Raw genomic sequence first — 12,168 nt, forward strand, 5'->3', positions numbered from 1 at the left:
CCGTCTTCGAGACGACGTCTTACGCCCGAGGAACGAAGCTTGCGCGCGGCACCAGCTCGGTCGTCAGCAGGATGTGACGCCGCACCCGCCGCTCATGCTTCAACCCATCAATCAAGGTGGAGAACGCCATACGGGCCAACTCCCTTTGATCGATCGCATACGAACTCAGCGACGGAGACGTGTACCGGGCGATCGACTGGTTGTTCACACTCACCACAGCCAACTCGTCGGGAACCGCCACACGCAGCGCATTCAACGCCTGCAACGCCCCCACCGCGAGCACGTCGGCGGCCACGATCAGGCCATCGGGCATGCTGCCGGCCTCACGATGGTCAGCCACCAATTGCTCCGCGAGACGGTAGCCGTTCTCCACGGTGAACGTGCCGGACGAATACACCAATCCGTCCGTTCCCAATCCCAAGTGCGCGGCCCACTGGCGGAACGACAGTTCACGGATGTCCTCGGGATAGTCATGCATGCCCATGATGCTGCCCACTCCGCCGAGAAACGCGATGCGCCTGCGGCCCACCGCGATCATCGCGTCCAGGGCGTCCAGCATCGTCTGCGACAGATCGGGCCGTACGGAGTCGAACAGGTGCGGCGCCGGATTCGTATCGATGCACACGCCATGCGGGAGCACCGCATGCAGGGCGCGCAGGTCCGCTTCGGGAAACACCGTGGCGCCCACGGTGATGAACCCATCAAACTCCGCCGCACGTTCCGTCAACTCGTGTATGGACCGGATGAACGTGGGCTGGTCCAATTCCATCGACTTTGCACACTCCACAAGGACCTTCCGCAGATCCGAGAAGTATGCGTCCTGCAATTCCTCCCCGGACGGAGGGGCATCCAACACCGCGATCGCGGGACGGAACACGTTGCGGTATCCCATCTCCTCGCATACGCGCAGCACCCGCCGGCGCGTCTCCTCCTTGATGGAGAACGACGGGTCGTTCAGCAAGCGCGACACCGTGCTCTGCGACACCCCGGCCCGTTCCGCGACTTCCTTGAGCGTGGCCATGACATCCTCCTCGCAAACTTTAGTAAAGGGTTTTACTACAGCATAACCCGGGAAGGCGGGGTTAGCGGCATTGGCGGCGTGGAAGTTTACCCATGACTGGTAGACTGCACATGTCCCGGTAACAGGGGGCAATGCATAGGGGTGACGGGCATGTGCAGCAACATTCCCGTCACCTTTTAAAATTCGGAAGATAATTTTATTTCCAATAGACCGACCGATACACGTTTGGACGAGGCATAACGATTATCTGACGTTTCTCTCAAATATCATTCATAATTTTCAGTATAAATGAACCGAAATTTCTGATGCAGGAAATGTTTAATGCTACGATTCTTATAGCGTGTCAGGTAAAAGAATTATGATTCTCAATCCACCTCCCGGCCGCGCTTGCAGACTCAAATGGCCATGATGCATAGCAACAATCTCTTGCACTATGGATAAACCTAACCCGTGATGAGGTGACGCAGATCCCACATGTGTGTTTATCCTATTATCCTCCCCTCTGTTAAAAGGTGACAGGAAATCGTCTATCTTCGTATCAGAAAGATCCATGCCGGTATTGGATATGTCTATCGCAATGCAGGACTCGCCTTCGTATTGTCTGTCGTTGGCTAAGTTTATCCATACATGTGGTTGAGCTGCACGATTATGCTGAATGGCATTCGTAATAAGGTTTGCAATCATCTGCTTAATTAGCAGACCATCAGCTAGGATATATGTATTCTCCAGATTAGTATGTACTTGAACTCTATCTCCGATAAGTTCCATATTTTCCTGAAGAGTATTGCGAATGATCTCAGCTACATTAACTCGGCTAAGGTTAGCTCGGTCTAATTGCTGAACTTTCGACAATTCGAGCAGATGATTGACGATTTCAACCCCAGCATGATTTGAAGCCAAAGCCTTTTCGACGAAAGGCCTGCAGCGCTCATCGAAAAGCTGGTTATGCAGCGGAATCTCCAATGCGGCCGAAGTGGCCGCAAGTGGATTTTTTAACTCATGTGACGCATCGGCGATAAATTCCTTTTCTCGACTGATTGCGTTGTTGAGATCCTTTAACATGAGGTTGTATGCGGATGCAATAGTGTACGCCTCGTCGTTTTCATATGGAATAACGATAGGTTGCCTTTCCAATCCAGCGTCGGACGCAGTAATCTGAGAGGCCACACTATTGATTCTTCGCTGTGTCCTAGTGGCGATAATCCAAGTTATTCCTCCAGATAATAGGCCGAAAACAATGATGGGGGCTATGCTTACCGCCAATATCAGATCCCGGGATTTTTTATCTCCTTGTTCCATAGTTAGCGTTAAAGCATCCTTACCGGAGTCATACCCGGCGGAAACGTAATCCTTATCGGATTCAGGAGGAATGGCTTGCGAATTCAAACTATGTTGTTCATCGGCCTCTTCTGCCTGAGTAAAAGATTTATTTACGGTCACCGTTTCCAGTTGCCGGTTCACGACATAATATGTCATGGCGGTCACCACTCCGGTAAGCATGAAGAATACGATGACGATCGTGGTGACCAATCTTCTTCTTGTAGACCACTGAAACGGTAAATGCAGTTTCGGATGGCTGGAATGGTTCCCATTCAACGAAGGATATTCAGGATTTTTCATGATATGCGATATCCTTGTCCGGGAACGGTCTCAATGAAATCAGCAATTCCAATTTTCGTGCGAATCGCATAGATTGTGGTCTTGACGATTCCTCTCGTATGAGCGTGATCATCCTGCCAAATCTCACGATATAGACGTTCCGCACTAATCACCGCACCTCGCGCCTCAATCAACGTCCTCAATACGGCAAGTTCTCGTTTCCCAAACTTTAGTTCTGTACCGCGAACCGTGATGGATCCCGTTCTGAAGTCCGCAGAAAAGTCATCCCGGTTGTAGACCATGTCATTCACCATGCCCAAACGCCGACGCACCGCATTAACTCTGGCCAGCAGTTCGGCGTATTCAAATGGTTTCGTCAAATAGTCATCTGCCCCAAGATCAAGCCCGCGGACTATGTCCTCGGTCTGAGATGCCGCGGTCAACATGAGAATGTGTATGGGATCACGTCGTTCGCTTAACCTCTTAGCGATTTCGTCACCATGCAGTCCGGGAAGATCGCGATCAAGTATCAGCATGTCCCACTCCCCGGAATTCAGTTCCTCCAGAGCATCCCGGCCATCGTAAACAGCTTTTGCCTCCATGCCTTCCATGGAGAGCCCCATCCGTACCACATCAGCGAGATTGGCGTTGTCTTCGACAATCAGAACCTTCATCCGGCCAGCTCCCTTCGCGAAACAATGCGCACACCATAGCATTCGCGTCCAACCTGGTCAGGAATCGGTCAGGTTCAGTCAGCGGCAGGTCAAAACCCACCTTGCCAGCCATGCACGTCGTAGCTTTGACTCCGGCTGGACGGACTTCCCCGTCGCAGCCTCTTTCACAAGAGAAAGGAAACAACATGATGAACATGAAGAAAAGAGTCATGTCCGGTGTGCTTGGCGCAGCACTTGCCTTGACCGGATTCGCTGGTGTCACAGCGCCGGCGATGGCAGTGGTCGGCAACGGCTCATACATCAATGCGGCAAAGAATCTCACTTGGGCCAACGCATACAACACAGCAGGGAACAACGGATACGCCCGAGCTGAGGTCGGCCGCATCGTGAACGGCAAGAAGGTCGTCTACTACAACGGCTGGAAGCACGGATATGCTTATGCATCCTCCACCGCGGGATCCTCTTGGTACGCCCGCGGCATGCTGAAGTAACTTTCATACTGTGCTGGCGTTCCATTCGATAGCAATTCGTATGGAACGCCAGCACTTTCCTTTTATGCACCATAGTTTTGAAAGGAACACATATGTCACAAGATGCGTTGCGCGTGGTTGCGGCTGCCGGTGTGTTGTCGGTGGTGTTGGGTTTGGGGGCGTGTTCGATGCCGGGTTCCGGGAATGCCGGCTCGTCGGATGGGGGTTCCTCCTCGTCTTCGTCGTCTTCCGGATCGTCATCGTATGAGGCGGAGTTGAAGCAGGCGTTGCAGTCGGCGTCGAGTGATTTCGAGCGCGGGGTGTTGGAGCGCGCGGTCAAGGCCGGCAAGATCAGCGAGTCTGATTACCGCGAGGCGAACGAGAAGTACCAGGAGTGCATGGCCGCCAAGGGCGATGACGTGGAGTTCGACACGGACCAGTCCACCGGGTTGATGCAGGAGCACATGAACACGGACGATAATTACGATTCGGCCAAGGCGAACGAGGACAGCATGGCGTGCGCGAAGGGCACGAACCTGCAGATCCGCGACCTGTACGAGCGGATGGTGCAGAACCCGTCGAACGCGGACGAGATCGAACTGGTCGTGGGGTGTCTGAAACGACGCAAGCTGGTGCCTGATTCGTTCACGAAGCAGGATTACCTGACCGAGATGGGCAAGCCCGAGGGGTCGTCGAAGCTGGACACGTCGTCGGACGCGTTCTCCCAGTGCCTGGCGAACCCGGGCAAGTAGAGAGGAGGGATGTTGCTCGTGTTTCGATCGGGAAAGAACAGCGCCCGCACGCGTCGGCGGGTGAACGGCGCGGGGTTCGTGGCGGCGTGCATGGCCGCGTGTCTGGCGGCGGGCATGGGCCTGGCCGTGGGGTTGGAGCGGACGGTGACGCCGCCGTCCCTGTCGGCCTCCCCGGATGCGGGGAGTCTCAGGTTGGGGTCGGAGGAGTTCGACGACGCGCGTTCCCTGAACGTGGACGTGACGGCGTCGCCGGCCAGCGGGGTCGCGTTCCCGGTGTCGGGCAGGGTCACGTTCGCGTCGTGTCCCGCGGACGGGGTGGTGCGTTCGGGCTCGCACGAGTACGACGTGGACGGCACGCCTCTGGTGAGCCTGCACACGGACACGCCCCTGTATCGTGATCTGGCGTACGGGGACAAGGGCGACGACGTGACGGCGTTGCAGGACGAGCTGGCCGCGCTCGGCTACGGCGGCTCCCGGTCGGGCGTGTTCGACTGGGCCACGTGGGACGCGTGGCGGCGCCTGTACGCGGCGAACGCCGGCACGGCCGCGGCGGCCAAAGTCCAGCAGGGCGCGTTCTCCCGCGCGTTGGCGGTGTGGCTGCCCGCGCAGGCGATGAGCGTGTCGTGCGCGGCGTCGCTGGGTTCGACCGTGACCGGCGATTCGACGGATTCGCCCGCGTTCCGCGGCCTGGCCGGGGTCGCGTCGGTCAAGGCCGCGTCCCTGCCGGACGGCCGCATCCAGGGCGATCGCGTGGTCGAGATCAACGGCAGGGACTATCCCATCGGCGACGACGGCATCGTGTCGGATACGGCCGCGTTGCAGGCGATGGCGGGATGGTCCACGTACACGGGCGCGCGCAAGGACGGCGAGGACACTACGGGCGTGACCGTGACCTACAAGCTCAAAAAGCCGATCGGCGTGTACTCGGTGCCCGCGTCCGCCCTCACCGGGCTCAAGGGCAGCGACGGATGCGTGGTGGCGGCCGACGGCACGAGCGTCAAGGCGCACGTGGCCGGCAGCTCGTTGGGCCGCACGCTGGTCACGATCGACGGCAAGGCGCCCGCGCGCATCAAGGCCGATCCGGGACAGGCGGCGTGCGATGCGCGTTGACCTCGACCACGTCGGCCACCGGTACGCCGACGGCCCGCTCCTGTTCCACGATCTGACCGCGAGCCTCACGCCCGGGCACGTGTACGCGTTGACCGGGCCGAGCGGCGCGGGCAAGTCCACGCTGCTCGGCATCATCGCCGGCTGGACCACGCCCGCCGAAGGCCAGGTGACCCGACAGGGCATCGACTCGATGCGCTGGATCTTCCAGAACCCGCACGGTGTGGCCCAACGCACCGCGATCGACCACGTCAGCCTGCCCCTGCTCGCCAAGGGGCTCCCGCGCCGCGAGGCCGAGGAACGGGCGCGCACGCTCATGGACCGGTTCAACCTGACCCGGGTTGCCGACCGCAGGTTCGCGGAACTGTCCGGCGGCGAGGCCCAGCGCCTCATGCTCGCCCGCGCGTTCGCGGCCCAGCCCTCGCTCATGCTCGTGGACGAGCCCACCGCCCAGCTCGACATGCACACCGCGGCCACGGTCAGCGAATCCCTCTCCCGTATCGCCCGCAACGACACGATCGTCGTGGTCTCCACCCACGACCCGAACACGCGCGACGCGTGCACCGACATCATCGATCTGAAGAACTACCAATGAACCACACCACGATGAAAGCAACCTCCGTCATCTCCGAGGCATGGCGCTCCATCACCAGCGGCGCCGCCCGCCTCGCCCCGGCCGTTCTCGCCCTGGCCCTGACCGCAGCCGGCATGGGCGTCATGGACATCGCCGCCGGCTCGGCCATCCTTAATCAGGCAAGCGCATACCGGCAATCCGGGGCCGACATCCTCGTGCTCAACGCGCCCGACGGCATCGACGCGGCATCCTGCGAACGTCTCACCAGCCTCACAGGCGTCCAGGCCGCCGGCGCGATCCGCACGACGGACCCGCTCACCCTCGCGGCCCTGCCCGACACCACCACGCCCCTCTACCAGATCACCCCGGGACTGGCCAGACTCCTCGACACGAAACAGGACACGAACACGACCGGACTGATCGCCTCCCAACAAGTCGCCGAAACACTCGGCACCTCCACCGGCGGCACGATCGGCCTCGCCGACGGGCGCACCGCGCACGTCAAGGGCGTCTACCAATACCCCGACGACGGGCGCACCCCCGGATACGCGTACGCGCTCATGGAGGAAACACCCGCCACCGGCACGTTCGACGCCTGCTGGGCCAAGACCTGGCCGCAAACCAGCCAGACCCGCAACGCCCTATGGTCCACCCTCACCCCGAACGCGAAAACCACCGGCGACGACACACCCACCCTCGGCCAGCTCAACACCACCAAAGGCGACGGCTTCGACGGACAAACCCTCTACCGGCAACGCTCCACACGCATCCTGCCCGCCTGCGGCGCGCTCATCGCCCTCGCCATCGGCTACCTCCTCATACGCGGCCGCCGGCTCGAAATCGCCTCCGCACTGCACTGCGGCGTCCCCAAACCCGCACTCGCCACGCAAATCATCATCGAAACCGGCATCACCATCCTGCTCGCCACCGCCATCAGCCTGCCCATCGACATGACCGCCGCCAGACTCCTCATCGACACCACCGACCGAACCACCATCACCCTCAACGCCATACAAACCACCATCACCACCAACACCGCCTACCTACTCGCCACCACCATCACCGCCCTCCACATCAAAGAACGACACCTCTTCACCTACTTCAAAGAACGATAAAGCGCAGAAAATCATTGGAATTACGCGATCCGTAGATTCCGAAATCCTCATCATCGTCGGCGGACACTATCGGCACGGCAGCCTACTCGATTCATAGGCTGCCGTTTTCATTTATCAATGTTCTTACGAAGGGCGCATAAGACATTTAGCAGCCACATCGACGATAAACTCTCGGTATCTTTCCGATAAAACTAGTTATCGACTTATCAAAATAACCTTCAGAAATCCCCGCTATGGGATGCACAGTCGCATCTTCGTCAACATTGAAGCCCTATGTTCTGAACTATTCAGAAAGTCTGTCCGCCGCTATCCCGCCGATTTTCCCTGACGATGGGTGTCAACGGAGGCCGTTGCCTGTCGGGCTCCTTGATCGTCGTCAGAGGAGGCCGTCGTGGATTTGTTGAATCAGGTGCTTCAGTTGTTCGTCAGGTTCGCCACCATCGGCGGTGGCTTGTGGCTGGTGTGGGGCGCCGTCACATTCGGCGGCGGCCTGAAGGATCATAATGGGCCGCAGACGCAGTCTGGACTGTGGCAGATCGTGGGCGGAGGCATGATCATCGCGGCCGCGCAGATTTTCAACGCGGTGGCTCTAGGCTGAGCTGATTCGGGGCCTGCCGTGGAGGACTTCATCGTAGCCATGCTCAACATGATCGGCGGCGGAGGTGCCGGTTCGATCACGGCCGGGCTGTTGTCCCAGACGCCGGAGACATGGAATCCCGCTCTTTACCAGTTGGCGGTGAACGTGCATGGAGTCGCCGTCAAGCCTCTGACGTCGGTGGTGCTCGCGGTCATGTTCACGTTGGAGCTGGCGCGCAACTCGACGCGCATCGAAGCGGACCGCGATCTGGGCGTGAAGATCGTGGCCGGCACCATGTTCAAGATCGCGCTGGTGTTCATCGCTGTACAGAACGCCGGTTTGTTCATTCGTATGTTCAATCAGGTCACGCAGTTCCTCATGCAGGGCGTGTCCTCGCAGATGTCGTATGAGGCGACGGGCGACGGCGGTCAGTTGGGTGATCTGATGCGTGACCAGATTCGCGATGCCGGGGTGATGGGGCAGGCGGCGTTGTTCTTTCTGCTGGTGATCCCGTGGCTGTTGTCCCAGTTGGCGTCGGTGGTGTTCACAGTGGTGCTGTATGTGCGGTTCATCGAATTGTATGCGTTGACGGCGTTCCAGTCGTTGCCATTCGCGTTTCTGGTGCATGAGGACACCAAGCCGATCGGCGTGGGGTTCTTCAAGTCGTATGCGCGCACGTCGGTGAATGCGGTGTGCGTATTCATCTGTCTGGTGTTCTATCAGCGGGTCGTGGTCGATGCCGTGAAAATCCCGGATTCCGTGGACAAGGGCATGGTGGCGTGGGTGACGGGCAACTTCGGCAATCTCATGATGGCTGGCATCCTGCTGTTCTTCGTGATCGCGGTGAGTCAGCGTGTCAGCCGGGCCATAGCCGGCGGCGAGTAGCCGCCTATCACAAACCGGGTCCAATCAGGGAAAGGATTCTTTCATGTTGCAGATGCGCGTATATAAGGAGATCGCCAATGTCGAGGCGAAGGTGATGTGGGGTTTGAGCTGGCGCCAACTGGCGGCCGCCGCGTGCATGCTCGTTCTGGGCGGGGGTGAGGCGGCGTTGTTCTGGTCGTTGGGGCTGTCCGATCTGGGGTCGTATCTGCTGTTTGTGGTGTGCCTGCCGTTCGCGCTGTGGGGTTGGTGGCGTCCGAAGGGGCTGAAGCCGGAACGGTATCTGGGATACATGCTGCGCCAGCGTTTCGGTCCGAAGGTCTATCTGCTTGAGCCCTATGTTCCCGCGAGGTTTCCCGGCAAACCGTCATTGAGGGAGAAGACCCGTAGACGGATCAGGGGAAGGAAGGCACGTCGTCATGTCTGACATCAGCGGCAGCAAAGCGGTCAAAGGCAACGGCAAGCGACATGGAAAGGCCGGGAACCGGCGTTCCGGGAATCGTCGCATGCCTCGTTCGTCGAAGGAGCTGCTTGGCTATGATTCGATGCTGTCCAATGGCATCGCGTTCCTTGGCGGCGACCGGTGGAGCGTGTCTCTGCGAATCAGCGACATCAATTATCAGGTCGCGACCCAGGATCAGCAGCTGGACGTCGTGGACCGGTGGGGTCGTTTCCTGAATTCGGTCGGCGAGAACATGGGTGTCCAGATCACGGTCGCCACGCGCATGCTGGATCCCGAGGAGGTGACGCGCAGCATCGCCATGTCGCTTCGGGGCGATGCGTTGGATGGACTGCGCGGGGACTTCAACCGCAATGTGCGTCGGCGTCTCGCCGGCCGTTCGCAGGGCGCGGTGACGGACAAGTATCTGACGTTGACGCTGCGCGAGCGGGATGGGGAACGTGCGGTCACGCTGCTGAACCGTGCCGCGTTGCGTGCCACGGCGCAACTGCGGTCGGTGGGCGGATGCGTCGGCGTCCGTTTGAACCGTCAGTCGCGTCTGGCGGTGTTGCACGGGATGCTGCGTCACGGTGTCCGGTTCTCGTTCACCGAGGATGGTTTCTTGAAATCGCATGGCATGTCCACGAAGGATTACGTGGCCCCATTCGCCGTGGACGTGTCGGACCGCCGTCGGCTCCGGTTGAGCTCGGGCACCACGGAAGTATGGCATCAGTGTCTTTTGGTGCGTGACTTCCCGGATTATCTGAGCGATCAGCTGGTGTCATCCATCACAGACATCAAGGCGGACATCACGGTCGGCATCCATCTGTCCCCGCGGGGCAAGGCCGAGGGATTGAAGCTCGTGAACCGGACGATCGCCGAGATGGACATGCAGGCCATCGACGAGCGGCGCAAGAATCGCAAACAGCATCTGCCCGAGGACATGCTGCCTCATGATCTTCAGGAATCCATGGCTCAAGCGGGAGAGCTGCGCGATGATCTGGAGCATAACGGCGACCGGCTGGTGGATTCCCTCATGATCGTGAACGTGTCGGCGGACAGCCGCGAGCAACTGGACCAGACGGTTCGTGACGTGACGGCCGCGATCGATGGACAGTCATGCGTGGCCGAGACTTTGGCCTACATGCAGGTGGAGGGGTTGAACGCCGTGCTGCCATTGGGTAATCCTCTGCCGCCGATGCGTCGCACATTGACCACGTCGAGCGCGGCGATTCTGGTGCCGTTCACGTCCCAGGAGCTGTTCGAGCCGGGCGGGGTGTTCCATGGTGCGAACGCCCGCACCGGCAATCCCGTGGTCATCGACCGTACAAAAGGCATGAACGGCAACGGATTCGTTTTGGGCACGACCGGTTCGGGCAAGAGCCAGGCGGCGAAGAACGAGATAACCCAGATCTATCTGACCCGTCCGGACGATGATCTGATCGTCATCGACCCGGAACGTGAGTTCACGCCGTTATGCACCGGTCTTGGTGGCGAGCGAGTCGAGATCGGGGAATCGTCGCGCGCGCATATCAACGCTTTGGATATCGAGTATGAGGATGATTCCGAAGGTGATCCGATACGGTCGAAATGCGCGAGCGTGCTGAACATGCTCGGCGTGCTGATCGGTGGACAGGATGGCATCGACCGCATGCAGCGCAGTCTGATCGACCGTACGGTCATCGGCATGTATCGCGAGGTGCGGGAGCATCCGGAACTGGGCATGCCCACGCTCGTCACCCTGCATGACCGCCTCGCGGCTTTGAATGAGCCAGGTGCCCGTGATGCGGCACGAGCATTGGAGATCTATGCGACCGGCAGTCTGAACGCCTTCGCCCATGCCACTGATGTGAACACGTCCAGCCGGTTCCTGGTCTATGACGTTTCCGGTCTGGGAGCGGAGTTGCGCACGTTCGGCATGCTCGTCGTTCTGGATCAGATATGGAACCGGGTCGTCAGGAATCGCCGTCTCGGCCGGCGCACCTGGCTGTGGGTGGACGAGTTCCATCTGCTGTTCTCGAACCGATATGCGGCCGAATACTTCTTGCGCCTGTACAAGCGCGCCCGTAAATGGGGCTTGTGCCCCACCGGAATCACGCAGAACATCGAGGAACTGCTGGCCAACCAAGACGCGCGTCTGATGCTCGCGAACAGCGACTTCCTGCTGCTGCTGAACCAGACTGCCACGGATGCCGACGCCTTGTGTGAGCTGCTGAAGTTGTCCGATGAACAGCGGGCGTTCTTTACCGGGGTGCAGCCCGGTCAGGGCATGGCCAAGAGCGGCACCGCGTTCATACCGTTCGACGGGCGTATCGATGCCGATAGTCTGCTTTACCGGCTGTACACTACGAAATTCGAGGATCGGAAGCCCGAATGAGACCCGTCACCTCCGACTCATTCCACGCCACGCGCAATCTCGTTCAGTCGAACGGCACAATTCATAGCCTGAAAGTCCGTCATGTCAATGGACTCTCCCATGGGCCAACACTGGCCGGGCTGAAACAGCCACGAACCACCATCGGGAACAACCAATCAGAAGCATCGCACCCGATCGGCACAACAACCGCTAGCGTTTTGGAACGTGGTGTGAAGGCGACACGGCCCGTGCTTGAATCGCAATCGACACAGACGGAGACCAGCGAGGACGACAACCTGTTGTCGCCAATGGTCCCCGTAAGCCGGATACGCGACGGCGTGACCGGCATTATTCGCACAAGACATGCCGCAAGAGGTTCAACGGCACGTGCCGCGGCAGGAAGAACGGCTTCGGTTCGCGCCAAACGTGCGAAGCGTTCCGGCAAGACCGTACGATCGGGTGTCCAGGGAGCCGAATCCGCTGCCAGAGCTTCGACGCAGGTTGCACGGCAAGTCACGCAGGCGGTTTCTCGATCCGTGACGGCGGTGAAGGCCGGTGTCGCGGCATCGGCGTCAGCTGCGGTCAGCGTTCCATTTCTATTG

Annotated in this window: 12 protein-coding genes; 9 read left to right on the forward strand and 3 right to left on the reverse strand. The window is 59.6% G+C overall.

All coding sequences use genetic code 11. From position 1 onward, the window contains the following. Positions 1-19: 19 nt before the first annotated feature. The 3 genes from Uis1B_RS05555 to Uis1B_RS05565 form a co-directional block, all read right to left on the reverse strand. Positions 20-1,021 (reverse strand): LacI family DNA-binding transcriptional regulator, encoded by a 1,002-nt coding sequence (locus Uis1B_RS05555; protein WP_043164836.1) that lies wholly within the window; start codon positions 1,019-1,021, stop codon positions 20-22. A 333-nt stretch (positions 1,022-1,354) separates the two neighbouring features. Next, entirely contained in the window at positions 1,355-2,641 is a 1,287-nt protein-coding gene (locus Uis1B_RS05560; RefSeq protein ID WP_101616355.1) for a sensor histidine kinase, read from the reverse strand. Next, a complete protein-coding gene (locus tag Uis1B_RS05565) occupies positions 2,638-3,294 on the reverse strand; it encodes a response regulator transcription factor (RefSeq protein ID WP_101616357.1) in 657 nt (218 codons plus the stop codon). The genes Uis1B_RS05560 and Uis1B_RS05565 overlap by 4 nt, the downstream gene beginning before the upstream one ends. 185 nt (positions 3,295-3,479) lie before the next feature. On the opposite strand from Uis1B_RS05565, the gene Uis1B_RS05570 reads away from it, so the two are divergent. The 9 genes from Uis1B_RS05570 to Uis1B_RS05610 all read left to right on the forward strand — a co-directional run bounded on the left by Uis1B_RS05570 (position 3,480) and on the right by Uis1B_RS05610 (position 11,587). Then, positions 3,480-3,785: a hypothetical protein gene (locus Uis1B_RS05570; RefSeq protein WP_101616359.1), complete on the forward strand. Its 306-nt coding sequence runs from the start codon at positions 3,480-3,482 to the stop codon at positions 3,783-3,785. A gap of 92 nt (positions 3,786-3,877) precedes the next feature. Continuing rightward, entirely contained in the window at positions 3,878-4,516 is a 639-nt protein-coding gene (locus tag Uis1B_RS05575; protein ID WP_243390268.1) for a hypothetical protein, read from the forward strand. A 9-nt stretch (positions 4,517-4,525) separates the two neighbouring features. Continuing rightward, positions 4,526-5,626, forward strand: coding sequence for a peptidoglycan-binding domain-containing protein (locus Uis1B_RS12345; protein ID WP_240540841.1), 1,101 nt, complete (start codon positions 4,526-4,528; stop codon positions 5,624-5,626). Next, entirely contained in the window at positions 5,616-6,218 is a 603-nt protein-coding gene (locus Uis1B_RS05585) for an ATP-binding cassette domain-containing protein (protein WP_101616361.1), read from the forward strand. Before Uis1B_RS12345 ends, Uis1B_RS05585 begins: the two co-directional genes overlap by 11 nt. A gap of 11 nt (positions 6,219-6,229) precedes the next feature. After that, positions 6,230-7,312, forward strand: a complete 1,083-nt coding sequence (locus Uis1B_RS05590) for a hypothetical protein (protein ID WP_240540842.1) — start codon at positions 6,230-6,232, stop codon at positions 7,310-7,312. A gap of 391 nt (positions 7,313-7,703) precedes the next feature. After that, complete coding sequence (locus Uis1B_RS05595; RefSeq protein ID WP_025263185.1) at positions 7,704-7,910, forward strand: hypothetical protein; 207 nt, start codon at positions 7,704-7,706, stop codon at positions 7,908-7,910. An 18-nt stretch (positions 7,911-7,928) separates the two neighbouring features. Next, a complete protein-coding gene (locus tag Uis1B_RS05600; RefSeq protein WP_101616364.1) occupies positions 7,929-8,774 on the forward strand; it encodes a VirB6/TrbL-like conjugal transfer protein, CD1112 family in 846 nt (281 codons plus the stop codon). Positions 8,775-8,817: 43 nt separating this feature from the next. After that, positions 8,818-9,198, forward strand: a complete 381-nt coding sequence (locus tag Uis1B_RS05605; RefSeq protein ID WP_101616367.1) for a PrgI family protein — start codon at positions 8,818-8,820, stop codon at positions 9,196-9,198. Then, the gene (locus Uis1B_RS05610; RefSeq protein ID WP_101616369.1) at positions 9,191-11,587 is read left to right on the forward strand and encodes a VirB4-like conjugal transfer ATPase, CD1110 family; all 2,397 of its coding nucleotides are present in this window, start codon (positions 9,191-9,193) and stop codon (positions 11,585-11,587) included. Before Uis1B_RS05605 ends, Uis1B_RS05610 begins: the two co-directional genes overlap by 8 nt. Positions 11,588-12,168 lie beyond the last annotated feature (581 nt).

The sequence above is a fragment of the Bifidobacterium margollesii genome (assembly GCF_002860355.1).
GTDB classification, from domain to species: domain Bacteria; phylum Actinomycetota; class Actinomycetes; order Actinomycetales; family Bifidobacteriaceae; genus Galliscardovia; species Galliscardovia margollesii.